Annotated in this window: 22 protein-coding genes and 1 pseudogene; 16 read left to right on the forward strand and 7 right to left on the reverse strand. The window is 57.8% G+C overall.

What is annotated here, in order from left to right; genetic code table 11:
- On the forward strand, nt 1-350 hold a 350-nt coding region (gene rraA, locus AAFM15_RS06550), incomplete at its 5' end, for a ribonuclease E activity regulator RraA (protein WP_341685905.1).
- A 248-nt stretch (nt 351-598) separates the two neighbouring features.
- Nucleotides 599-1,918 carry an isocitrate lyase gene (gene aceA / locus AAFM15_RS06555; RefSeq protein WP_341685906.1) on the forward strand — a complete coding sequence of 440 codons (1,320 nt, stop codon included), beginning with the start codon at nt 599-601 and terminating at the stop codon, nt 1,916-1,918.
- 155 nt (nt 1,919-2,073) lie between these two features.
- On the opposite strand, the gene AAFM15_RS06560 is transcribed toward aceA, so the two are convergent.
- Both AAFM15_RS06560 and AAFM15_RS06565 read right to left on the reverse strand, forming a co-directional pair.
- Entirely contained in the window at nt 2,074-3,363 is a 1,290-nt protein-coding gene (locus AAFM15_RS06560) for an NAD(P)/FAD-dependent oxidoreductase (RefSeq protein ID WP_341685907.1), read from the reverse strand.
- A 13-nt stretch (nt 3,364-3,376) separates the two neighbouring features.
- Nucleotides 3,377-3,712, reverse strand: coding sequence for a c-type cytochrome (locus AAFM15_RS06565; RefSeq protein WP_341685908.1), 336 nt, complete (start codon nt 3,710-3,712; stop codon nt 3,377-3,379).
- 150 nt (nt 3,713-3,862) lie between these two features.
- Here AAFM15_RS06565 and leuE point away from each other — a divergent pair, with 150 nt between their 5' ends.
- The 4 genes and pseudogenes from leuE (at nt 3,863) to AAFM15_RS06585 (ending at nt 6,552) form a co-directional block, all read left to right on the forward strand.
- Nucleotides 3,863-4,513, forward strand: a complete 651-nt coding sequence (gene leuE / locus AAFM15_RS06570) for a leucine efflux protein LeuE (protein ID WP_341685909.1) — start codon at nt 3,863-3,865, stop codon at nt 4,511-4,513.
- A gap of 25 nt (nt 4,514-4,538) precedes the next feature.
- Nucleotides 4,539-4,847 (forward strand): annotated as a pseudogene (locus AAFM15_RS06575) (HU family DNA-binding protein); the annotation flags it as partial.
- 151 nt (nt 4,848-4,998) lie between these two features.
- A complete protein-coding gene (locus tag AAFM15_RS06580) occupies nt 4,999-6,252 on the forward strand; it encodes an MFS transporter (protein ID WP_341685910.1) in 1,254 nt (417 codons plus the stop codon).
- Nucleotides 6,253-6,330: 78 nt separating this feature from the next.
- Nucleotides 6,331-6,552 carry a YdcH family protein gene (locus AAFM15_RS06585; RefSeq protein WP_341685911.1) on the forward strand — a complete coding sequence of 74 codons (222 nt, stop codon included), beginning with the start codon at nt 6,331-6,333 and terminating at the stop codon, nt 6,550-6,552.
- 97 nt (nt 6,553-6,649) lie between these two features.
- Here AAFM15_RS06585 and AAFM15_RS06590 read toward each other — a convergent pair whose 3' ends face one another.
- Nucleotides 6,650-8,896 (reverse strand): NADP-dependent isocitrate dehydrogenase, encoded by a 2,247-nt coding sequence (locus AAFM15_RS06590; RefSeq protein WP_341685912.1) that lies wholly within the window; start codon nt 8,894-8,896, stop codon nt 6,650-6,652.
- A gap of 186 nt (nt 8,897-9,082) precedes the next feature.
- Between AAFM15_RS06590 and thrS the strand changes: the two genes are divergently transcribed.
- The 8 genes from thrS to AAFM15_RS06630 all read left to right on the forward strand — a co-directional run bounded on the left by thrS (nt 9,083) and on the right by AAFM15_RS06630 (nt 16,707).
- The gene (gene thrS, locus AAFM15_RS06595) at nt 9,083-11,002 is read left to right on the forward strand and encodes a threonine--tRNA ligase (RefSeq protein WP_341685913.1); all 1,920 of its coding nucleotides are present in this window, start codon (nt 9,083-9,085) and stop codon (nt 11,000-11,002) included.
- A 61-nt stretch (nt 11,003-11,063) separates the two neighbouring features.
- Nucleotides 11,064-11,660, forward strand: coding sequence for a translation initiation factor IF-3 (infC, locus tag AAFM15_RS06600; RefSeq protein ID WP_341685941.1), 597 nt, complete (start codon nt 11,064-11,066; stop codon nt 11,658-11,660).
- Nucleotides 11,661-11,795: 135 nt separating this feature from the next.
- On the forward strand, nt 11,796-11,999 hold the full coding sequence (gene rpmI / locus AAFM15_RS06605; RefSeq protein ID WP_108322580.1) for a 50S ribosomal protein L35: 204 nt from the start codon (nt 11,796-11,798) through the stop codon (nt 11,997-11,999).
- A gap of 26 nt (nt 12,000-12,025) precedes the next feature.
- A complete protein-coding gene (gene rplT, locus AAFM15_RS06610; RefSeq protein ID WP_341685914.1) occupies nt 12,026-12,388 on the forward strand; it encodes a 50S ribosomal protein L20 in 363 nt (120 codons plus the stop codon).
- A 116-nt stretch (nt 12,389-12,504) separates the two neighbouring features.
- Nucleotides 12,505-13,542 (forward strand): phenylalanine--tRNA ligase subunit alpha, encoded by a 1,038-nt coding sequence (gene pheS / locus AAFM15_RS06615; RefSeq protein ID WP_341685915.1) that lies wholly within the window; start codon nt 12,505-12,507, stop codon nt 13,540-13,542.
- Between the two features lie 32 nt (nt 13,543-13,574).
- Nucleotides 13,575-16,001 (forward strand): phenylalanine--tRNA ligase subunit beta, encoded by a 2,427-nt coding sequence (pheT, locus tag AAFM15_RS06620; RefSeq protein WP_341685916.1) that lies wholly within the window; start codon nt 13,575-13,577, stop codon nt 15,999-16,001.
- 10 nt (nt 16,002-16,011) lie between these two features.
- A complete protein-coding gene (locus AAFM15_RS06625; RefSeq protein WP_341685917.1) occupies nt 16,012-16,344 on the forward strand; it encodes an integration host factor subunit alpha in 333 nt (110 codons plus the stop codon).
- A 12-nt stretch (nt 16,345-16,356) separates the two neighbouring features.
- Nucleotides 16,357-16,707, forward strand: a complete 351-nt coding sequence (locus AAFM15_RS06630) for a DUF1840 domain-containing protein (protein WP_341685918.1) — start codon at nt 16,357-16,359, stop codon at nt 16,705-16,707.
- An 18-nt stretch (nt 16,708-16,725) separates the two neighbouring features.
- Here the strand turns inward: AAFM15_RS06630 and AAFM15_RS06635 are convergent, their stop codons facing one another.
- Together AAFM15_RS06635 and AAFM15_RS06640 are read right to left on the reverse strand one after the other, a co-directional pair.
- The gene (locus tag AAFM15_RS06635) at nt 16,726-17,196 is read right to left on the reverse strand and encodes a DUF192 domain-containing protein (protein WP_341685919.1); all 471 of its coding nucleotides are present in this window, start codon (nt 17,194-17,196) and stop codon (nt 16,726-16,728) included.
- 75 nt (nt 17,197-17,271) lie between these two features.
- Nucleotides 17,272-17,502 carry a cold-shock protein gene (locus tag AAFM15_RS06640; RefSeq protein WP_341685920.1) on the reverse strand — a complete coding sequence of 77 codons (231 nt, stop codon included), beginning with the start codon at nt 17,500-17,502 and terminating at the stop codon, nt 17,272-17,274.
- Between the two features lie 144 nt (nt 17,503-17,646).
- Between AAFM15_RS06640 and clpS the strand changes: the two genes are divergently transcribed.
- Nucleotides 17,647-18,006: an ATP-dependent Clp protease adapter ClpS gene (clpS, locus tag AAFM15_RS06645; protein WP_341685921.1), complete on the forward strand. Its 360-nt coding sequence runs from the start codon at nt 17,647-17,649 to the stop codon at nt 18,004-18,006.
- Between the two features lie 55 nt (nt 18,007-18,061).
- Complete coding sequence (clpA, locus tag AAFM15_RS06650; protein WP_341685922.1) at nt 18,062-20,404, forward strand: ATP-dependent Clp protease ATP-binding subunit ClpA; 2,343 nt, start codon at nt 18,062-18,064, stop codon at nt 20,402-20,404.
- A gap of 46 nt (nt 20,405-20,450) precedes the next feature.
- On the opposite strand, the gene AAFM15_RS06655 is transcribed toward clpA, so the two are convergent.
- Together AAFM15_RS06655 and AAFM15_RS06660 are read right to left on the reverse strand one after the other, a co-directional pair.
- Nucleotides 20,451-21,014, reverse strand: coding sequence for a pseudouridine synthase (locus AAFM15_RS06655; RefSeq protein WP_341685923.1), 564 nt, complete (start codon nt 21,012-21,014; stop codon nt 20,451-20,453).
- A gap of 15 nt (nt 21,015-21,029) precedes the next feature.
- On the reverse strand, nt 21,030-22,526 hold the full coding sequence (locus AAFM15_RS06660) for a helicase HerA-like domain-containing protein (protein ID WP_341685924.1): 1,497 nt from the start codon (nt 22,524-22,526) through the stop codon (nt 21,030-21,032).
- Nucleotides 22,527-22,555: the final 29 nt, after the last annotated feature.

The following is a 22,555-nucleotide window of genomic DNA, read 5'->3' on the forward strand; positions in this document are numbered from 1 at the left end:
ACAACACACTGGTCAAAGACCTTGTCTCATCGCCTGGTGAGGGGCGTGTCCTTGTTGTGGATGGTGGAGGGTCACTTCATCGCGCACTGTTGGGCGGCAATCTTGCTGCAGCAGCATCCAAAAATGGTTGGGCCGGTGTGGTCGTTGATGGTTGTGTTCGTGACAAGGCCGAATTGGCGTCTGCTGATGTCGGTATTCGTGCCCGAGCCCTGGTGCCCATGCCTACGGCCCGCGCAGGCCAAGGGCAACGTGATGTGATGGTTGCCTTGATGGGCGTACACGTTCGACCCGGGGAGTGGCTCTATGCAGATGCGGACGGCATGTTGGTCAGCGCTACACCACTGCATTGATTTCATCAGCTCAAAAGAAATTTCTCATTGTGAGAAAACCTCTTGCTGCGGCGCATCAAAATTTCTCAATATGAGAAACAAAATTCCATATTGAGAAATTAACTTTTTAAAGTGTTGATTTTAAACGAATAAATAAATGTCTTCTATAAGACATAAGAGATGGAATAACTCTTGTAGAAGAGTTAAGATGAATCACACGGTCAGTCACACTGACCCACTGATTTCAACTTGATCCTAAGGAGTTAGACATGTCTCAAAATCTCACCCGCGAGCAACAAATCGCAGCCCTGGAAAAAGACTGGGCCACCAATCCCCGTTGGAAAGGCGTCAAGCGTGGCTACTCTGCCGCTGACGTGGTGCGTCTGCGTGGCTCCCTGCAGCCTGAATACACCCTGGCCCAGCGCGGCGCCAAAGTGCTGTGGGACAAAGTCAATGGCGGCGCCAAAAAAGGCTACGTGAATGCTTTCGGCGCCATCACCGCGGGTCAAGCCATGCAACAGGCCAAGGCTGGCCTCGAAGCTGTGTACCTGTCGGGCTGGCAAGTCGCTGCTGACGGCAACACTTCCGAGACCATGTACCCCGACCAGTCGCTGTACGCCTACGACTCGGTGCCGACCATGGTGCGCCGCATCAACAACACCTTCAAGCGTGCCGACGAAATCCAGTGGAGCCGTGGCATCAACCCCGGCGACAAGGAATTCATCGACTACTTCCTGCCCATCGTTGCTGACGCTGAGGCCGGTTTCGGTGGCGTTCTGAACGCCTTCGAACTGATGAAGAACATGATCTCTGCCGGTGCTGCTGGCGTTCACTTCGAAGACCAACTGGCCGCTGCCAAGAAGTGCGGTCACATGGGGGGCAAGGTGCTGGTGCCTACACGTGAAGCCTGCGAAAAGCTGATCTCGGCGCGTTTCGCAGCCGACGTCATGGGCGTGCCCACACTGATCCTGGCTCGTACCGACGCGGAAGCCGCCAACCTGATCACGTCTGACTACGACGAAAACGACAAGCCTTTCCTGACCGGCGAGCGCACGCAAGAAGGCTTCTTCCGTGTCAAGAACGGCCTGGAGCAATCCATCAGCCGCGGTGTCGCCTACGCTCCCTATGCTGACCTGGTGTGGTGTGAAACAGGCGTGCCAGACATTGGCTTCGCCCGCGAATTCGCCCAGGCTGTGCTGGCTGCCAACCCCGGCAAGCTGCTGTCCTACAACTGCTCGCCATCGTTTAACTGGAAGAAAAACCTCAACGACTCGCAGATCGCTTCTTTCCAGGAAGAGCTGTCTGCGCTGGGCTACAAGTACCAGTTCATCACACTGGCCGGTATCCACGTCAACTGGTACAACACCTTCAAGTTCGCCAAGGCCTACGCTGGCGGCGAAGGCATGAAGCACTACGTTGAAATGGTGCAAGAGCCCGAGTTCGCAGCTCGCGAGCAAGGCTACACCTTCGTGTCGCACCAGCAGGAAGTGGGCACGGGTTACTTCGACGACGTGACCACCGTGATCCAGGGTGGTTCTTCCAGCGTGAAAGCCCTGACCGGTTCCACCGAAGAAGAGCAGTTCCACTGATCTGCTTTTGAAGGCATCCGAAAGGGTGCTTTCAAAATCAAGCCATCTGATGCTTCGGTGTCAGGTGGCTTTTATTTTGTTTGTCATGGAAAGCATGAAAACTGCGGGCATGAAAAAACCGCCCGAAGGCGGTTTTGGGAAACGACCGTGAAGGATCACAGGAGCGTGTCTGCCCATATGTTCTGGGCCCAGTTCCAGGCATAAATGCCTTCGAGCTGGTTGGGGGCGGGTGAGAGTCCGCCAGAGCCTGGGACGGTAAGGTAGGTTTTCTGGGCAACGTTGTATTGGTGAACAGAGGCCACGTGGACAACGTCCTTGTCGTTCAGGAAGCTGTAGCAGGTGTTGCTCAACAGCGGCGCGGGGTTGATCTCCAGACCGGCCAGTTGTGCCACGATGGCTGCGGCGCACACTTTGGCTTGGGAGTTCGCCATGTGTCCGGACTTGGGCATGCCGGGAGCCAGCATGATCGAGTCACCAATGATGTGGACATCCTTTGCCTGAGTGGATTCAAAGTTCAGGTAATTGACGCCGCACCAGCGGCCATTGACGTTGTTGAGTTTGGTGGAGACGGCAATCTTGCCGGCAGTCTGCGCGGGAATGACGTTGAGCACATCGGCTTTGACATCGCTTTGTACATCAAACTTGAGTGTGCTCGTCTTGGCGTCTACAGCCGTGGCTTTGTGCGAGGGCATGTACTCGAGCATGCCTTTGTAATTGGCAGCCCAGTAGGCCTTGAACAGTTTGCCTTTGGAAGTCACGTCTTCGTTGGCATCCAGAATCAGGACTTTGGACTTGGGCTTGTGCTGTTTGAGGTAGTGAGCCACCTGGCTGGCACGCTCGTAGGGGCCGGGAGGGCAGCGGTAGGGGGCTTGCGGAATGGAGATGGCGTAGACACCACCATCGCGCATTTGCTCAAGTTGTTTGCGCAGGCTGGCTGTTTCGGGGCCAGCTTTCCAGGCATGCAACACTTGACCGGAGTCGTGAGCTGCTTGCAGGCCCTCGATGGTGTTGAACATGAAATCGATGCCTGGAGACATGATGAGTTTGTCGTAGCCGATGCTCACACCTGAAGCGGTGGTGATCGACTTCTTATCGGTATTGACCGAAGCCACCATATCCTTGACTACCTTGACGCCGTGTTTGCGGCTCAGGGTGTCGTAGGTGGTGGTGATGTCTTCCATCTTCTTGCTGCCACCAAGCACCAGGTTGGAGATTGGGCACGACACGAAGGCGGGATTGGGTTCGATCAGCACCACCTGAATTTTGTAGTCCGACAACATGCGGACATACTTGGCTGCGGTAGCGCCAGCGAAGCCACCACCGATGACGACGACTTGGGATTTGGAGGGAATGCCGGAGAGTGATGCACAACCCGAGAGCAGGGGAGACACAGCAGCTGCAGCACCCAGGCCCAAAGAGGCATTGACAAATTGACGACGTTGCATAGGGTGCTCCTGTTTAGCGCTTGGTGGATGCGTAGTAGTTGGCGACAGCTTCGATTTGCTCAGCAGTCAGGCCTTTGGTGATTTGATGCATCACGGTGGCTTCGCGCTTGCCGTTCTTGAAAGCATCCATCTGGCGAATCATGTATTCCTTGGGCATGCCGACCAAAGAGGGAATGGCTGAGCCGTCAACGGTTCGGCCATCGGTGCCGTGGCAGTTGGCGCACATGGCTGCTGTCGCACGCTGGTGCAGCACCTGGCTGCTGCTTTGCGCCATGACGTTGGCGCTGGTCAAGCCCACAAGCAGCACGGTTGTGACGGCTGCAAATTGTGGAAACAGTGTTTTATTCATCGCTGAAACCCAAGTTAAGTAAGAGCTTATATGTTTGCACAATTCAATCCGCGAAACGGTACGGAAAAACCCTCGACTCATGGACTGAAAATGAGTCGCATCACTTTATGATCGGCGCTCAATCCGTATTTTGTAAGGACGTTGTAAACGATGGACCTGGGCATCCATAACTTCTGGCAATTCTTGCTGGGTACCATCATCGTCGTGCTGTTGCCAGGCCCCAATTCGCTGTATGTGATCACGGCGTCAGCTCGGCACGATCGACATCGGGGTTGGCAGGCAGCGTTCGGTATCTTTACGGGAGATACCTTGTTGATGCTGGCAACGGCTTCTGGTGCTGCCTCCATGATGCATCTGTTTCCTACAGCGTTCATGCTGTTCAAAACGAGCGGGGCTGTTTACCTGGGCTACATCGGTGTGCAGCTGTTGCGTCAGGCCTGGCAGCGATGGCTTCTCAAAGGGCAGCAAGCTACCCTGGTCCAAGAGGATCAGGCTTTAGTCAAAGAACCCAAGCCTTATTGGAGAGCCTTGTCTCTGTCCTTGACCAACCCTAAAGCCATCCTCTTTTTCCTGGCGTTTTTTACGCAGTTTGTACGTGAGGATGCACCGTCTCCAGCGCTGGCTTATCTGCTGTTGGGCGTCGTGGTGCAGATCTGCAGTTTGCTGTATTTGTGGATGCTGATCGTCGCTGGTGCGCGGCTTAAAAGCCGATTTCAGGCGCAACACCGCATGGCGTCAGCCTCCATGGCGCTTGTGGGTGTGTTTTTTTTAGGGTTTGCATTTAGGATGATTTGGTCCTGAAGCCCCATTCCTAGGGCACAATAGACACTGTTCATTTGAAAGGAGACCTCGCGTGAACAAAGCTGAATTGATTGAAGCCATCGTCAAAGAAACCGATCTGTCCAAGGCTGCCGCTACCCGCGCACTGAACGCCGTTGTGGACACCATCGTGAAAACGGTGGCCAAGAAGCAGGACGTCCAGCTGATTGGTTTCGGTACCTTCAAGGCCGCCAAGCGCGCTGCTCGTACCGGCAAGAACCCCCGCACTGGTGAGAAGCTGAAAATTGCAGCTGCCACTGTGCCCAAGTTCACTGCTGGCGCAGCATTCAAGGCTGCCGTGAACAAGAAGAAATAATTTCTTTTTGTGCACAGTTTCAAATGGCCCTTCGGGGCCATTTTTTTTGTCTGCTCAAAAGTTACAGCGGGATTTCTTTTTGTGCTGCTTCGTGCAGAGTCCTTCCGTGTGCGCTGACAATGACGTTACACACTCGTCACGTTTCTAGACCATGAACAGTTCTCACGCGCCATTTCTGTCGCCCTGGCAACGACTGCGTCACTTGCCATTTGTGGCCTGGATCATTTTGTATTGCGCGCTTTTGTGGGGCATTTTTGGGGCGCTGCTTGGCGCTGTGACGCCGAATCTGCGTGAGCAGATGGGCTTTAGTTTTGATCAGGTCGGATGGCTCATGGCTTTATGGACCAGTGGAGGTGCTATCGGCTCTTTGTTGGGGGGCGCGATTGCCAAACGTTTTTTGCCCAAGCGTTTGTTGCGTGCGTACTCTTCTGCCGTGGTTCTGGCCTTGGTGGGCTTGATGCTTGCGCCAGGGTTTGCATCTCTGGCTTTGTGCATGGTGTTGATTGCTGTGTTTGAAACAGCCTTGTTCACTTTGGGACATGGCCTGTTGTCCGAGATCAGCGAAGAGGCAGAAGAGCGTACACGCATCATCAGTCTGGTGGATGTCTGTTATTCCGCAGGGACCATTTTGTCGCCACTGGTTGTCAGTGCGGTTCTCTTGCTCACACCGTGGTGGCGTGCACCTTATGCCGTGTTTGGTGTGTTGGCGATCAGTTTGTGGATATTGACCTTGCAAAAGCAGCGTTTGAACAATGCCGCATTTCGTCATCAAGAGCAGGTTTCTTGCGAAACAACCCAGTCAGCGCTGGGCTATCTTCAACTCCTGCGGCAACCCTTGATACAGCGTGTGTGTGCTGCTGGCTTGTTCAGTGGCTTTATCGAATGGGGGCAATACTTCTGGTTTGTCAGCTATGCATCCCTGGGTTTGGGTTTGGGCAACCAGGCCTCACGCCTGGCGCTGGGTTTTTTGATGGCGGGCATGACAGCCGGTCGTCTGTGGCAGGCCTTCGTACCCAGCCGGTGGAACATGGGACAGAAATTGCAGGGTTTGAGTGTGCTGGGGGCCCTGGCCCTGACCGCAATAGCGCTCCTGCCTGAGCGGGTGGATTTTGTGCTCCTCGCGCTTCTCAACTTCCTGACGGGGTTGGGCGTGTCTGTTGGATTCCCGATTTTGCTGGGCAGCGCCTTGCAAGGCTTTCCTTCACAGGCGCCACGCTTGTCAGCCATTTTGATGATCACCTTCACAGTGGGCTCGCAACTCGCAGCTTTGTTGCTGGGTTACTTGGCCGAGACCTTGGGTTTGCGCGTCGTCTATGTCGTACTGGCGATGGGGGCAGTAGCCCTTTGCGTAGCGGTCTGGCGATTGGTCAAATACTTGTCGTACATCAAGACGCAAGCAGATTGACGGATCTGAAGTCGCATAGCGATGGATTAGGCGCTAAAGTGAAAACGTCTTCCTTGTTTGGACTTTCTAGGAGTAAAGATGTTTCCAGAATATCGCGACCTGATCACTTCCCTTAAAACCAGCGACCTGCATTTCAAGACCTTGTTTGACCGACACAACGATCTGGATCAGCAGATCAAGAATCTTGAAGGTAACCAAGATCATGTGCATGCCCGCGCTGAAGAAATCGAGGTTCTGAAGAAAGAAAAACTGGCGCTCAAGGACGAGCTCTACAAAGTGTTGCAAAAGCATGCCGCCTGATGCACAGGCTTTCAAAGTTCTGAAAAAACATTGCCATTCAGACACAAAAAAACCACCCGAGGGTGGTTTTTTTGTGCGGATCTGACGCTCTCCAAACTCAGGCCACAAATTTGGCAAGGATTGCGTTGAGCGTTGCGCTTGGGCACATGATGGCGTGCAATTTGGCGTTGTCGGGCATGTAGTAGCCGCCAATATCGACATGCTTGCCTTGAACTGCATTGAGCTCGCTGACGATTTTGCTTTCGTTGTCAGCCAGTTGCTTGGCCAGAGGCGCAAACTTGGAAGCCAGCGATGCATCGTCGGTTTGTACTGCAAGCTCCTGGGCCCAGTACATGGCCAGGTAGAACTGGCTGCCGCGGTTGTCGAGCTCGCCAGTCTTGGGCGAAGGGCTCTTGCGGTTGTCCAGCAACTTGCCAGTGGCCGCATCCAGTGTTTTGGCCAGCAGCTTGGCTTGGGCATTACCGTTTTTAAGGCCCAGGTCTTCCAGCGACACGGCCAGCGCCAGGAATTCACCCAGCGAGTCCCAGCGCAGGTGGTTTTCTTCGACCAACTGCTGCACATGTTTGGGCGCAGAGCCACCAGCACCGGTTTCATACATGCCGCCACCGGCCATCAGGGGCACGATGGAGAGCATCTTGGCCGAGGTGCCCAGTTCCATGATGGGGAACAGGTCGGTCAGGTAGTCGCGCAGGATGTTGCCGGTCGCACTGATCGTGTCCAGGCCACGAATGACACGTTCCAGGGTGTAACGCATGGCACGCACCTGGCTCATGATCTGGATGTCCAGACCCGTGGTGTTGTGCTCATGCAGGTACATCTTGACCTTGGTGATCAGCTGCGCTTCGTGCGGGCGATACTGGTCGAGCCAGAACACCACGGGCATGCCGGAGTTGCGGGCGCGGTTGACGGCCAGCTTGACCCAGTCACGAATGGCGGCGTCCTTGACCTGGCACATGCGCCAGATGTCGCCTTCTTCCACGTTCTGGGACAGCAACACTTCACCGGTGTTCAGGTCGGTGATGTTGGCCACGCCGTCTTCGGGAATCTCGAAAGTCTTGTCGTGCGAGCCGTATTCCTCGGCTTGCTGAGCCATCAGGCCGACGTTGGGCACGGTACCCATGGTCTTGGGGTCGAATGCGCCGTGCCACTTGCAGAAGTTGATCATCTCCTGATAGATACGGGCGAAGGTCGATTCGGGCATCACGGCCTTGACGTCTTTCAAGCGGCCGTTGGCATCCCACATCTTGCCGCCGTTGCGGATCATGGCGGGCATGGACGCGTCCACGATCACATCGTTGGGCGAGTGGAAGTTGGTGATGCCTTTGGCCGAGTCGACCATCGCCAGCTCGGGGCGGTGTTCGTGGCAAGCGTGCAGGTCGCGCTTGATTTCGTCTTGCAGCGACTGGGGCAGGGTAGCGATCTTGTTGTACAGATCGACCATGCCGTTGTTCACGTTCACGCCCAGTTGGTCGCACAACACAGCTTTGTGCTTTTCAAAGGCTTCCTTGTAGAAGATCTTGACGCAGTGACCGAACACGATGGGGTGAGACACCTTCATCATGGTGGCTTTCACGTGCAGCGAGAACATCACGCCGGTTTTGCGTGCGTCTTCAATTTCCTTCTCGTAGAACGCCAGCAGTGCTTTTTTACTCATGAACATGCTGTCGATCACTTCGCGGTCCAGCAGCGACACCTTTTGCTTGAGCACAATGGTTTTGCCGGACTTGGTGATGAGCTCCATCTTCACATCGCGAGCACGATCCAGAGTCATGGATTTTTCGCCGTGATAGAAGTCGCCCGCGTGCATGTGTGAAACGTGCGAGCGCGAAGCCTGGCTCCACTCAGCCATGCTGTGCGGGTTCTTGCGTGCGTATTCCTTGACGGCGCGGGGGGCGCGGCGGTCGGAGTTGCCTTCGCGCAGCACCGGGTTGACGGCCGAGCCCAGGCACTTGCCGTAGCGCACCTTGATGGCTTTTTCTTCGTCGGTCTTGGGGTTTTCCGGGAAGTCAGGAATGGCGTAGCCCTTGCTCTGGAGTTCCTTGATGGCGGCGACCAGCTGAGCCACAGAGGCGCTGATATTGGGCAGCTTGATGATGTTGGCCTCGGGGCGCAGCGTCAGTTTGCCCAGCTCATTGAGGTTGTTGGGCACTTGTTGCTCGGGCTTGAGGAAGTCCGAAAATTCTCCCAGAACACGGGCGGCCACTGAAATGTCGCTGGTTTCCACGCTGATGCCAGCGGGTTGCGTGAAGGTACGGATCACCGGCAGAAATGCCTCGGTCGCCAGACGAGGAGCTTCGTCGGTGAGGGTGTAAATGATCTTGGATGCGTTTGAGGTCGTGGTCATCGTGGTACGTCTTTTTACAAGATGAAATCGAAGGGCATCATCTTAAACCAGGACAGCCAACGTGGGGCTGACGTTGCAGCAAACAAACAGGGTTTTGTGCTGGCTGCGTTCAGTGCTCCCGATGAGGGCCATTGGAGCCAGGTGATTTATGGGACAATTTAGAGCTTTTTTATTGTTGGTTTTTTCATGGTGCAAATTACCCTTCCCGACAACTCTGTGCGTGAATTTCAAGGTCCGGTGACGGTGGCTGAAGTGGCTGCCTCCATCGGTACAGGCTTGGCCAAGGCTGCATTGGGTGGAAAGGTCAATGGCCAGTTGGTGGACACCAGCTACAGCATCACAGCCAACGCCTCATTGGCCATCATCACCGCCAAGGATGCGGATGGTCTTGAAATGATCCGTCACTCGACGGCCCACTTGCTGGCCTACGCTGTCAAGGAGCTTTTCCCCGAGGCTCAGGTCACCATTGGTCCGGTGATTGATAACGGCTTTTATTACGACTTCTCGTACAGCCGCGCCTTCACCCCCGAAGACCTGGTGGCGATTGAAAAGCGCATGGCCGAGCTGGCTTCCAGGGACGAGCCCGTGGTGCGCCGCGTGCTGCCAAGGGATGAGGCTGTGGCCTACTTCAAGGGCTTGGGTGAGCACTACAAAGCCGAGATCATTTCCAGCATTCCCGCAGACCAGGAAGTGAGCCTGTACCGCGAAGGCAATTTCGAAGATCTGTGTCGCGGTCCGCACGTGCCCAGCACCGGCAAGCTCAAGCACTTCAAGCTCATGAAAGTGGCCGGCGCCTATTGGCGCGGTGACAGCAAAAATGAAATGCTCCAGCGTGTGTACGGCACTGCTTGGGCCAGCAAGGAAGACTTGCAGCAATACTTGCAGCGTCTCGAAGAGGCTGAAAAACGCGACCACCGCAAGCTCGGTCGCGAGCTCGATTTGTTCCATATTGATGAGCACGCCCCAGGCCTGGTGTTCTGGCACCCCAAGGGCTGGTCGGTATGGCAGCAGGTAGAGCAGTACATGCGCCAGGTGTACCGTGACAACGGCTACCTGGAGGTCAAAGGCCCGCAGATCATCGACAAGAGCCTTTGGGAAAAAACTGGCCACTGGGACAAGTACCGCGAAAACATGTTCACCACCGAGTCGGAAAAGCGCGACTATGCGCTCAAGCCGATGAACTGCCCAGGGCACATCCTGATTTTCAAGCAAGGCATCAAGAGCTATCGCGACTTGCCGCTGCGCTACGGTGAATTTGGCCAGTGCCACCGCAATGAGCCTTCGGGTGGCCTGCACGGCATCATGCGCGTGCGCGGCTTCACGCAGGACGATGGCCATATCTTCTGCACCGAAGACCAGATCCTGCCCGAGTGCGACACCTTCACCAAGGTTCTCAAGAAGGTCTATGCGGACTTCGGCTTTACCGACATCCTCTACAAGGTCTCGACCCGCCCGGCGGCACGCATTGGCTCAGACGAACTTTGGGACAAAGCCGAAAAGGCCTTGATGGACAGTTTGCGCCATTCGGGTTGCGAGTTTGTCATTTCTGAAGGCGATGGCGCTTTCTACGGCCCCAAGATCGAATACACCTTGCGCGATGCCATTGGCCGTGAGTGGCAATGCGGCACCATCCAGGTGGACTTCAACCTCTCCGAACGCCTCGATGCCGAATACACTGCCGAAGACGGTAGCCGCCAACGCCCGGTCATTTTGCACCGCGCCATCGTGGGCAGTCTTGAGCGTTTCATTGGTATTTTGATCGAGCAGCATGCTGGTGCCTTGCCCACCTGGCTGGCTCCGGTGCAGGTGTCGGTGCTCAATATCACCGATGCACAGGCCGATTACTGTCGTGAAATCGCTGCAAAAATCCAAAAATCTGTGCCAAATCAAGGCCTTAGGGTCGAGACTGATCTGCGCAATGAGAAAATCACGTATAAAATACGCGAGCATTCGTTGCAAAAGCCGCCTTATATCCTCGTCGCAGGCGACAAGGAAAAGGCAGCCGGTACCGTTGCCGTACGTGCCCGAGGCAATCAAGACCTCGGCGTGATGTCCGTGGATGCGTTCATCGAACTGATCTCCAAAGACATTGCCAGCAAGGTCTGAGCTTGCTCGGGCTGCGCGTGCAGTGTGGTATTGCCCATTGTTTTTTTAAAGGACCCTAGTCATCGCTACCGAATTTCGTGACCGTCGCCAACGCGAGGAACGCAAGCACCGTCTGAACCGTGAAATCTCTGCTCCTGAGGTTCGCGTCACTGGCCCCGAGAACGAGCCCTTGGGCGTCATGTCTTTGGCCGAGGCCTTGCGTGCCGCTGGGGATCTGGACGTGGACCTGGTTGAAATTGCACCGATGGCCAGCCCACCGGTGTGCCGCCTGATCGATTACGGCAAGTTCAAGTACCAGGAACAAAAGCGTGCTGCAGAAGCCAAAGCCAAGCAGACGGTCATCGATATCAAGGAAGTCAAATTCCGTCCCGGTACCGATGATGGGGACTACAACATCAAGATGCGCAACATCCGACGCTTTCTGGCCGAGGGTGACAAGTGCAAGATCACGCTGCGTTTCCGTGGCCGCGAGATCACGCACCAGGAGCTGGGCATGGCCCTGCTGCAGCGCATTCGCGATGAGCTGGCCGATTTGATCGTGGTGGAGCAGTTCCCCAAGCTCGAAGGTCGCCAGATGATCATGATGATTGCGCCCGGCCGTAAAAAGCCCGGTGCTGCCAAGGCAGAAGCTGCGCCCCAGGCGCCAGCAGAGGCCTGAGCAAGAGAGAGGTTTGACGGGCTTTGGCCTGTCGATCCAGTCGGGGTCAAACCTGGCTGTTAAAAGTGGCTCGGGGTCAACAAGGCTGCAAATTCTTTGCAGACACCTCACGAGCACAAACAAAGGAGCATTCAAATGCCCAAGATGAAGACCAAGAGCAGCGCCAAAAAGCGCTTCCGTGTTCGTCCCGGTGGAACCGTTAAACGCGGTCAAGCCTTCAAACGTCACATTCTGACCAAGAAGACCACCAAGAACAAACGCCACCTCCGCGGTGCAGTGGCCGTGCATGAGACCAACATGGGTCACATGGCACAGATGCTGCCTATGGCTGGCCTGTAATTCACTGACGAACAAGGAGAACTCATATGCCTCGCGTCAAACGTGGTGTAACGGCACGCGCCCGTCACAAGAAAGTCCTGGCCCTTGCAAAAGGTTTCCGCGGTCGCCGCGGCAATGTCTTCCGTATCGCCAAACAGGCGGTGATGAAGGCTGGCCAATACGCCTACCGTGACCGTCGTGCCAAGAAGCGCGTCTTCCGTCAGCTGTGGATTGCCCGTATCAACGCCGGTGCGCGTGAACTGGGCATGACCTATAGCCAATTTGCCAATGGTCTGAAAAAGGCCTCCATCGAAATCGACCGTAAAGTGCTCGCCGACATCGCCGTGCACGACAAGGCTGCTTTCGCTGGCATCGTGGCACAAGCCAAGGCCGCTCTGGCTGCCGCTTGATGGCTGCAGGCGACATGGGCCCTTTCGGGCCTGTGCTTCGCGCTTGTCAAAGGGGTTGGGGCTTGCAAAGGCTTCAATCCCTTTTTTATTGAATCTCCCTTCAGACACTGCATAACATGAACGAGTTGGACACCCTGGTTGCGTCGGCGCGCCAAAGCTTTGCGCAAGCCGCCACCCCCGTGGATCTCGAAAACGCCAAGGCCCAGTTTTTGGGCAAAGCCGGTCGCATCACCGAACTCATGAAGGGCATGGCCGCCCTCAGTGTCGAAGACAAGAAAACCCGTGGCGCGGCCATCAACGTGGCCAAACAAGCCATCGAAGCAGCACTCAATGACCGGCGCCAGGCCCTGGCTGACGCCGAGCTGCAGACGCAACTCAAAGCCGAGGCGCTGGACGTGAGTCTGCCTGGCCGTCGCGGCACTGTGGGTGGTTTGCACCCCGTCTCGCTCACACTCGAACGTGTGGAAAATATTTTCGGCTCCATGGGTTTTGAAGTGGCCCAGGGTCCCGAGATCGAGACCGACTGGTTCAATTTCACCGCGCTCAACACGCCCGAAGACCATCCTGCGCGCTCCATGCACGACACCTTCTATGTGGAAGGCGGCCATTTGCTGCGCACGCACACCAGTCCGATGCAGATTCGCCATGCGGTGCAGCACGTCAAGCGTTACCGCAACCAGCTTGACGCTGGCCAGGGCATGCCCGAGATCCGTGTCATTGCGCCGGGCCGCACCTATCGCGTGGACAGCGACGCCACGCATTCGCCCATGTTCCACCAATGCGAAGGCCTGTGGATCGGCGAGAACGTGAGCTTCAAGGACCTGAAGGTGGTCTTTACCGATTTCTGCCGCACCTTCTTCGAAAGTGACGATCTGGTGCTGCGCTTTCGCCCCAGCTTTTTCCCATTCACCGAACCCAGCGCCGAGATCGATATCCAGTTCCAGAGCGGCCCCTTGGCCGGTCGCTGGCTGGAAGTGGCTGGCTCCGGCCAGGTGCACCCCAATGTGGTGAGCAATATGGGCCTCGACCCCGAGCGCTTCATTGGCTTTGCCTTCGGCATGGGCATGGACCGCTTCACCATGTTGCGCTATGGCGTCAACGACCTGCGCCTGTTCTTTGACGGGGATGTCCGTTTCCTGTCCCAGTTTCAGTAATTTTTCGCACCCGTTTTCATTGAGTCTTAGACATGCAATTTCCTGAATCCTGGTTGCGCGAATTCTGCAACCCGCCCCTGACGACCCAGCAGCTGGCCGACACCCTGACCATGGCTGGCCTGGAAGTGGAAGAGCTTGAACCTGTCGCCCCGCCGTTCACCAAAATCGTGGTGGGCGAAATCAAGGAAGCGGTACAGCACCCCAATGCCGACCGCTTGCGCGTGTGCCAGGTGGATGTGGGGCAGGGCAGTTTGCTCAACATCGTGTGTGGCGCGCCCAACGCTCGCGTGGGCATTCGCGTGCCATGTGCGATGGTGGGTGCCGAGCTGCCGCCGGACGAAGACGGCAAGCCCTTTGTCATCAAGGTGGGCAAGCTGCGTGGTGTGGAAAGCCAGGGCATGCTGTGCTCGGCCAAGGAGCTGAAAATTGCCGACGACCACGGCGGTCTGCTGGAACTGCCGCTGGACGCGCCTTTGGGCCAGGACATTCGCCAGTACCTGAATCTGGACGACACGCTGCTGACCCTCAAGCTCACGCCCAACCTGGCGCATGGCCTGAGTGTTTACGGTATCGCCCGCGAGGTGTCGGCCCTGACGGGTGCGCCATTGCTGGCACCAATTTTCCCGGCCGTCGCCACTCAAATTGCGGACAAGTTGGCGGTCAAGGTGCTGGCTACAGACCTGTGTGGCCGCTTCAGCGGTCGCGTGGTCAAGGGCGTCAACACCAAGGCCCAGACCCCACAGTGGATGGTGGACCGTTTGGCGCGTTGCGGTCAACGCAGCGTAAGCCCGTTGGTCGACATCTCCAACTACGTGATGTTCGAGTTCGGCCGTCCTTCGCATATTTTTGACCTCGACAAGATCCACGGCGGTCTGCAGGTGCGCTGGGGCAAAGCGGGTGAATCGCTCAAGCTGCTGAACGGCAATACCGTCACCGTGGACGACAAAGTCGGCGTGATCGCCGACGACAGCCAGGTCGAATCGCTGGCAGGCATCATGGGTGGCGACGCCACCGCCGTGTCTGATGACACCCAAAACATTTACATCGAGGCCGCCTTCTGGTGGCCCGCTGCCATCGCGGGCCGCTCGCGCCGCTACAATTTTTCGACCGATGCCGGACACCGCTTCGAGCGCGGCGTGGACCCGCAACTCACGGTGGAGCACATCGAGCGCATCACCCAACTGGTGCTGGACATATGCGGCACGCCCGAGACCCAGGTCGGCCCCATCGACGACCAGACGCTCAACGTGCCTCAGGCCAAGCCCGTCACGCTGCGCGTGGCCCGCGCCAACAAGGTCATTGGCATGCCGCTCACGCAGCAGCAATGCGCGGACGCACTGCGTGGCCTGGGCTTGCAAGTGAGCGAAGGCGAGGGCACCGTCACCGTGACGCCACCGAGCTATCGCTTTGACCTGCAAATCGAAGCCGACCTGATCGAGGAAGTGGCCCGCATGGTGGGCTACAACAACCTGCCTACTACGCCACCACAGGCCCCCATCACGCCCAAGTTGCGTGCCGAAAACACGCGCAGCCCGTTTGCCGTGCGCCGCATGCTGGCAGGCCTGGGCTACCAGGAAACCATCAACTACAGCTTTGTGGAAGAGTCCTGGGAGCGCGACCTGGCAGGCAACACCAACCCGATTCGTTTGCTCAACCCGATTGCCAGCCAGATGAGTGTCATGCGTTCGAGCCTGATCGGCTCGCTCATGCAGGTGCTCAAGTTCAATGCCGACCGCAAGGCTGATCGCGTGCGCGTGTTCGAGCTGGGTCGCGTGTTCCTGCGCGACGCCTCTGTGCAGGACAGCGACAGCACGGTGGGTGGTTTTGACCAGCCCATGCGTGTGGCGGGTCTGGCCTGGGGTCCCGAGCAGCCGCTGGGCTGGCAGGGTAAAGGCCGTGCAGTGGACTTTTACGACGTCAAAGGCGATGTCGAGGCCATGCTGGCCCCGCGCAAAGCCGAGTTTGTAGCTTGCGAACACCCTGCGCTGCACCCCGGTCGTTCAGCCCAGGTCGTGGTGGACGGCGTGGTCATTGGCCATGTGGGCGAGCTGCATCCGCGCTGGCGTCAGGCCTGGGAGCTGAGCAGTGCTCCGGTGGTCTTCGAACTGGCGCTGGATGCCGTGCTGGCCCGCGTGGTGCCTGCTGCCAAAGGCGTGAGCAAGCATCAGCCTGTGGAGCGTGATTTGGCCCTCATCGTGCCCGAGGCTGTAACCCATGCACAACTCATGGCTGCAATAGCTCAAGCACCCACCGAGGGGTTGGTCCAGTCTGCGGTACTGTTTGACATCTACCGTCCGAAGGAAGCAAGCGCCGCGCTGGCCGTGGGCGAGAAGAGTCTTGCCGTGCGCATCACGCTGGCCGATGCGCAAGCGGCCTTGACGGATGCGCAAATCGAAACGACGATGGCAGCATTGGTTTCGCAGTTGCAGACGAGTTTGTCAGCCCGACTGCGCGCTTGAGGATCAGGTCATGGAAATTTCGGTTGCAACCCTGGAAACGCCAGCGCTGACCAAAGCGCAGTTGGCCACCATGCTGTATGAGCAAATTGGTCTGAACAAGCGTGAATCCAAGGACATGGTTGATGCCTTCTTTGACCTGATCGTGGACTGCTTGATGCACGGCGAAGACGTCAAGATTTCCGGTTTTGGCAACTTCCAGATCCGTACCAAGGCAGCGCGGCCAGGGCGCAATCCGCGAACAGGTGAGCTCATTCCAATCGAGGCGCGTCGCGTCACCACTTTTCACGCCAGTCACAAGCTCAAGGCCCAGATCCAGGGCGAAGCGGTGGATGATCGGGACTGAAGGACTGCCCAAATGCTCTACAAGTTCAAGTCCAAGGCGGCTGCAGACCTGATCATGCTTGAGCCTGATGCTCGTCGCTTGCTCAAGATCATGCAAGGTGAGCCCCAGGCCAAGGGCATTGTCACGGTAGCGCAATTGCCTGAGGTGACTGCTCGTTTGCAGGCGGCGGTCCAGGAAGAAGAGCTTCGCCTCAAGGCCTGGCAGGAGCAACGTCAGCAGCTCGTTGATCAGGGCGAAGATGCATCAGCGTTTGAGCGTGGGGAGGTCGAACCCGAGGTTCGCCTGGCACAGCGCGCACAGCCCATGCTGCAAATGCTGCAGCGCTGTTCACAAGAGCAACAAGAGCTTTACTGGGGCGTTTGACGCTCAGCCTCAAACCCTTCAGGGGCGAAAGAAGGGGCCACTGATTTTCTGGCCTGCCCGAATGCCCCGCTTGGCAAACCAGCCCTGGTTCATTTCCAGCACAAAGCGGACAGGCTGTCCTGAACAGTGAGATGTGTCATTTTGTGGCTGCATGTCGGCAAGGTTGACAATGGTGCCATCGTCGGCAATGAAGGCAGCAGTCAGTGGAATCAGTGTGTTACGCATCCAGAAACACTGCCCGGCGGGCTGTTCGAACACGAACAGCATGCCTTCTTGCACAGGCATCTCCTTGCGCCACATGAGCCCAATTTCGCGTTGACGGCCGGTGCTGGCCACCTGAACCTGTATCAGATGCATACCCGCTTGCAACTGGGCACGAGGCAAGTCCATTTGAGCCTGACCTGTTGTCTGTGCCCAGATTGAACTGCTGGCCAAAGCGATCAGCCATGCGACGGCGATACGAGAAATCGATGTAGAGAGGATGGACATGGCACAAATTCTTGCGTGTTACTGGCGCAAGAGCATAAGCCCATAACGGTATGTTTTTCTGCAGTGTCCCAGGCTTTAGTCGCTGGATGAGGTCAGGGGCGTATTTTCCGAGCGGATGTGGGCGGCCATGAGTCCCTTGGGGCCATCAACCAGTTCGAAGCTGACGCGTGCGCCTTCCTTGAGGCTTTTGTACCCGTCCATTTCGATGGCCGAAAAATGGGCGAATGCATCGGGACCGCCACCATCGGGTTCGATGAACCCGAAGCCCTTGGCATCGTTGAACCACTTGACTTTACCGTTGGGCATGATGGTCTCCAACTGACTTTTGTGCACCAGTCTGGGGCGACTTTTCCGCCTTGTCAATTGAAGGTTTTCCCCGATATGTCTCTTGAGTAGAAGGTTTTTTGCTTGCAGGCCAGAACGGGGCATGGCAATCGATAGAATGAATTCATGCCCACTCGCAAACCTCTCAGTCCCAAGCAGCCCTCTGTTGAGCCACGTGCGCCCGATGGGGGCGATTCGGTGGTGCTGGAGCGCCGGACGCAGCGTGTCAAACCGCCACGTATGTTCCAGGTGGTCATGTTCAATGACGACTACACGCCCATGGAGTTTGTCGTGGTGGTTTTGCAGGAGTTCTTCAGCAAAGACCGCGAGGCCGCCACCCAGATCATGCTCAAGATTCACCTAGACGGCAAAGCCGTTTGCGGGGTGTACAGCCAGGACGTGGCGGCCACCAAGGTTACCCAGGTCATGGATGCGGCACGCCATGCCGGGCACCCGCTGCAATGCGAGAGCGAACCGGTTGAATAAACGCCAGGCAACCCCATTTGCATACACAGAACATTAGCGCACAGAAGGAAACCTCATGATTGCTCAAGAACTCGAAGTCAGCCTGCACATGGCCTTTGTCGAGGCCCGTCAGCAACGGCATGAATTCATCACCGTTGAGCACCTGCTTTTGGCCTTGCTGGACAACCCCAGCGCGGCCGAGGTGCTGCGTGCCTGCGCGGCCAACATTGACGATTTGCGTGCTGCGCTGACCAATTTCATCAAGGACAACACGCCCCAGGTGGCAGGCACGGAAGAGGTGGACACGCAGCCTACGCTGGGGTTCCAGCGCGTGATCCAGCGTGCCATCATGCATGTGCAGTCCACCGGCAACGGCAAGAAGGAAGTGACCGGCGCCAATGTGCTGGTGGCCATCTTTGGCGAAAAAGACTCGCATGCCGTGTATTACCTGCACCAGCAGGGCATCACCCGCCTGGATGTGGTCAATTTCATCGCTCACGGCATTCGCAAGAATGACTCGCCTGAAGCTGCCAAAGCTGCCGAAAACCCGGCCAGCAATGAAGGCGAGGAGGGTGCCCAAGGCGGCGAGCGCAATGAAAAAGCTTCGCCGCTGGAGCAGTACACCAACAACCTCAACCAGGCAGCCAATGACGGCAAGATCGACCCGCTGATTGGCCGCGAATACGAGGTCGAGCGGACCATCCAGATCCTGTGCCGCCGCCGCAAAAACAACCCGCTGCTGGTGGGTGAGGCTGGTGTGGGTAAAACGGCCATTGCCGAGGGGTTGGCCTGGCGCATTACCCAGGGCACAGTGCCCGAGATCCTGGCCGAAGCCCAGGTGTACTCGCTGGACATGGGCGCGCTGCTGGCGGGCACCAAGTACCGGGGTGACTTCGAGCAGCGCCTCAAGGGTGTGCTGAAGGCGCTCAAAGACAAGCCCAACGCTGTTTTGTTCATTGATGAAATCCACACCTTGATTGGTGCCGGTGCGGCTTCTGGCGGCACACTGGACGCCTCCAACCTGCTAAAACCTGCGCTGTCCAGTGGTCAGCTCAAGTGCATTGGCGCGACCACCTTTACCGAGTACCGTGGCATTTTCGAGAAGGACGCTGCGCTGTCTCGCCGCTTCCAGAAAGTGGATGTGGTCGAGCCCACCGTGTCAGAAACCGTGGACATCCTCAAAGGGCTCAAGAGCCGCTTTGAAGAACACCACAGCGTGAAGTACGCCAATGCGGCGCTGCAGGCAGCAGCAGAATTGGCGGCCAAGTACATCAACGATCGCCAGCTGCCCGACAAGGCCATTGACGTGATCGACGAGGCTGGGGCTGCCCAGCGCATTCTGGCGCCCTCCAAGCGCAAGAAAACGATTGGCAAGCACGAGATCGAAGAGATCGTGGCCAAGATCGCACGTATCCCGCCTGCCAACGTGTCCAACGACGACCGCAGCAAGCTGCAAAACATCGAACGCGACCTGAAAGCCGTGGTCTTTGGCCAGGACAAGGCGCTTGAAGTGCTGTCGTCCGCCGTCAAGATGGCACGCTCGGGCTTGGGCAAGCAGGACAAGCCCATTGGCGCTTTCCTGTTCTCTGGCCCCACGGGTGTGGGCAAGACCGAAGCGGCCAAGCAACTGGCCTACATCATGGGCATCGAACTGATCCGCTTTGACATGTCCGAGTACATGGAACGCCACGCCGTGAGCCGCCTGATCGGTGCGCCTCCGGGTTACGTGGGTTTTGACCAAGGTGGTTTGCTGACCGAAGCCGTGACCAAGAAGCCGCATTGCGTGCTGCTGCTCGACGAGATCGAGAAGGCTCACCCGGACATTTTCAATGTGCTGCTGCAGGTCATGGACCACGGCACGCTGACCGACAACAACGGACGCAAGGCCGACTTCCGCAACGTGATCATCGTCATGACCACCAATGCGGGCGCCGAGACCATGAACAAGGCGACCATTGGTTTCACCAACCCGCGCCAGGCCGGTGACGAGATGGGCGACATCAAGCGCCTGTTCACGCCGGAGTTCCGCAACCGTCTGGATGCCATCGTCAGCTTCAAGCCGCTGGACGAGCAAATCATTCTTCGTGTGGTCGACAAGTTCCTGCTGCAGCTCGAGCAGCAGCTCAGCGAGAAAAAGGTCGAAGTCACCTTCACCGACACGCTGCGCAAGCACCTGGCCAAGAAGGGTTTCGATCCGCTCATGGGTGCCCGCCCGATGCAGCGCCTGATTCAGGACACCATTCGCAAGGCGCTGGCCGACGAACTGTTGTTTGGTCGCCTGACCGAGGGCGGCCGCCTGACGGTGGACGTGGACGACCAAGGCCAGGCCTTGCTGGACATCACGCCTTTGCCCAAGAAGGAAGGTCGTTCAGCCAAGTCTGAACCGACTGAGCCGGAAGAGGAAGCTACAGCAGACTGAAATTCGTTCGTTTCGTATGTTGCGCCTGACCATGTGTCCGGCGTATTTATTTTCGGTCTTGAATCAGCGCACTGGCATCTGCATCCTGCCACTGCCCCTGCGGCAAGTCTTCCAGGTTCCACGGACCAATGGCCGCACGGATCAGGCGCAGGGTGGGCAGGCCAACGGCTGCGGTCATGCGGCGCACCTGGCGGTTGCGGCCTTCGCGCAGCACGATTTCGAGCCAGCTGGTGGGGATGTTGGCGCGGTAGCGAATGGGCGGGGTACGCGGCCACAGGCCTTGGGGTTCGTCAATTGGCCGTGCCTGTGCGGGCCGTGTCAGGCCATCCTTGAGTTGTACGCCCTGGCGCAGGGTGTGCAGGGCGGCTTCGGTGGGCACGCCTTCGACCTGCACCCAATAGGTTTTGGGCATTTTGTGTTGCGGGTCGGCGATGCGCGCTTGCCAGGGGCCGTGGTCGGTCAGCAGCAGCAGGCCTTCGCTGTCCGCATCGAGCCGTCCGGCCACATGCACCCCTGGCAGGGTGATATGGTCTTTGAGGCCTTGCCAGCGTCCTTCGGGCGTGAACTGGCTGAGCACGCCGTAGGGTTTGTTGAAGCGGATCAGGCGCATGGCAGGCTTGGCCGTTCAGCGTTTACGGCCACCGCCACCGAGCAGGCTGCCGAGCACGCCACGCACAATCTCGCGCCCGATCGATGAGCCTACCGTGCGCACCGCACTTTTGACCACCATTTGGGCAATGCCGTCGCGTTGCCCGCCGCGAGGCCCCGTGCTGCCAAACAGCAGGTCGGACATGCCGCCCATCAAACCGCCCTGGGGTGCTGCAGCTTGTGCAGCGGTGGTCGTGGCTTGCGCTTTGGCCTGGAGCATTTCATAGGCCGACTCGCGATCCACGGTTTTCTCGTACACGCCAGCGACCAGTGAGCTTTGCATCAGGGCGTTGCGCTGTTCGGGTGTGATGGGGCCAATCTGGCTGCCCGGCGGCACCACGAACACGCGCTCGGTTTCACTGGGGCGGCCTTTGGCGTCGAGCAGGCTGAGCAGGGCTTCGCCTACGGCCAGCTCGGTGATGGCTGCTTCAATGTCCAGACCCGCTTTGGGACGCATGGTTTGCGCAGTGGACAGCACGGCTTTCTGGTCACGCGGCGTGTAGGCGCGCAGGGCGTGTTGCACGCGGTTGCCCAGCTGGCCTAGCACGGTATCGGGAATGTCCAAGGGGTTTTGGGTGACGAAGTACACGCCCACGCCTTTGGATCGCACCAGTCGAACCACCAGCTCGATGCGCTCGACCAGCACGGCAGGTGCGTCCTTGAACAACAGGTGGGCCTCGTCAAAGAAGAACACCAGTTTGGGTTTTTCGGGGTCGCCAATTTCGGGCAGCAGTTCGAACAGCTCGGACAACATCCACAGCAGGAAGGTGCCGTACAGGCGGGGCGACTGCAGCAGCTTGTCGGCGGCCAGGATGTTGACCACGCCTTGGCCGTCGACGGTTTGCATCATGTCCTGGATGTCGAGCATGGGTTCGCCAAAGAAGCGGTCGCCCCTCTGGGTTTCGATTTGCATCAGGCCACGCTGGATGGCGCCCACACTGGCGGCGCTGATGTTGCCGTACTCGGTGGTGAATTGCTTGGCGTTGTCGCCTACGTGTTGCAACATGCTGCGCAGGTCCCTGAGGTCGAGCAGCAGCATGCCGTTGTCGTCGGCAATCTTGAACACCAGGTTGAGCACGCCAGCCTGGGTGTCGTTCAAACCCAGCATGCGCGCCAGCAGCAGGGGGCCCATGTCGCTCACGGTGGCGCGCACCGGGTGGCCTTGCTCGCCAAAAACGTCCCACAGCTGCACCGGGCAGGCGCTGGGCTCAGGAAGGTCCAGCCCGCGCTCGGTCAGCACCTGGGCCAGTTTGCCGCCAATGTTGCCCGGTTGGCTGATGCCGGTCAGGTCGCCTTTGACATCGGCCATGAACACGGGCACACCTTGCTTCGAAAACTGCTCGGTCAGGGTTTGCAGTGTGACGGTTTTGCCGGTGCCCGTGGCGCCGGTGATCAAGCCGTGTCGGTTGGCCAGCGCAGGTAAAAGTACGCATTCGGTTTGCGCTTTGCGCGCGATCAGCATCGGTTCAGCCATGGGGTCCTCCTGAGTGGGTGTTGTTCTTT

Source organism: Limnohabitans sp., assembly GCF_038134685.1.
Classification (GTDB): domain Bacteria; phylum Pseudomonadota; class Gammaproteobacteria; order Burkholderiales; family Burkholderiaceae_C; genus Limnohabitans_A.

Excerpts from the sequence above, each read along its gene's own strand:
- aceA (WP_341685906.1), top strand. The coding sequence starts at position 599 with ATGTCTCAAAATCTCACCCGCGAGCAACAAATCGCAGCCCTGGAAAAA.
- AAFM15_RS06560 (WP_341685907.1), bottom strand. The coding sequence starts at position 3,363 with ATGCAACGTCGTCAATTTGTCAATGCCTCTTTGGGCCTGGGTGCTGCA.
- AAFM15_RS06565 (WP_341685908.1), bottom strand. The coding sequence starts at position 3,712 with ATGAATAAAACACTGTTTCCACAATTTGCAGCCGTCACAACCGTGCTG.
- leuE (WP_341685909.1), top strand. The coding sequence starts at position 3,863 with ATGGACCTGGGCATCCATAACTTCTGGCAATTCTTGCTGGGTACCATC.
- AAFM15_RS06580 (WP_341685910.1), top strand. The coding sequence starts at position 4,999 with ATGAACAGTTCTCACGCGCCATTTCTGTCGCCCTGGCAACGACTGCGT.
- AAFM15_RS06585 (WP_341685911.1), top strand. The coding sequence starts at position 6,331 with ATGTTTCCAGAATATCGCGACCTGATCACTTCCCTTAAAACCAGCGAC.
- AAFM15_RS06590 (WP_341685912.1), bottom strand. The coding sequence starts at position 8,896 with ATGACCACGACCTCAAACGCATCCAAGATCATTTACACCCTCACCGAC.
- thrS (WP_341685913.1), top strand. The coding sequence starts at position 9,083 with ATGGTGCAAATTACCCTTCCCGACAACTCTGTGCGTGAATTTCAAGGT.
- rpmI (WP_108322580.1), top strand. The coding sequence starts at position 11,796 with ATGCCCAAGATGAAGACCAAGAGCAGCGCCAAAAAGCGCTTCCGTGTT.
- rplT (WP_341685914.1), top strand. The coding sequence starts at position 12,026 with ATGCCTCGCGTCAAACGTGGTGTAACGGCACGCGCCCGTCACAAGAAA.
- pheS (WP_341685915.1), top strand. The coding sequence starts at position 12,505 with ATGAACGAGTTGGACACCCTGGTTGCGTCGGCGCGCCAAAGCTTTGCG.
- pheT (WP_341685916.1), top strand. The coding sequence starts at position 13,575 with ATGCAATTTCCTGAATCCTGGTTGCGCGAATTCTGCAACCCGCCCCTG.
- AAFM15_RS06625 (WP_341685917.1), top strand. The coding sequence starts at position 16,012 with ATGGAAATTTCGGTTGCAACCCTGGAAACGCCAGCGCTGACCAAAGCG.
- AAFM15_RS06630 (WP_341685918.1), top strand. The coding sequence starts at position 16,357 with ATGCTCTACAAGTTCAAGTCCAAGGCGGCTGCAGACCTGATCATGCTT.
- AAFM15_RS06635 (WP_341685919.1), bottom strand. The coding sequence starts at position 17,196 with ATGTCCATCCTCTCTACATCGATTTCTCGTATCGCCGTCGCATGGCTG.
- AAFM15_RS06640 (WP_341685920.1), bottom strand. The coding sequence starts at position 17,502 with ATGCCCAACGGTAAAGTCAAGTGGTTCAACGATGCCAAGGGCTTCGGG.
- clpS (WP_341685921.1), top strand. The coding sequence starts at position 17,647 with ATGCCCACTCGCAAACCTCTCAGTCCCAAGCAGCCCTCTGTTGAGCCA.
- clpA (WP_341685922.1), top strand. The coding sequence starts at position 18,062 with ATGATTGCTCAAGAACTCGAAGTCAGCCTGCACATGGCCTTTGTCGAG.
- AAFM15_RS06655 (WP_341685923.1), bottom strand. The coding sequence starts at position 21,014 with ATGCGCCTGATCCGCTTCAACAAACCCTACGGCGTGCTCAGCCAGTTC.
- AAFM15_RS06660 (WP_341685924.1), bottom strand. The coding sequence starts at position 22,526 with ATGGCTGAACCGATGCTGATCGCGCGCAAAGCGCAAACCGAATGCGTA.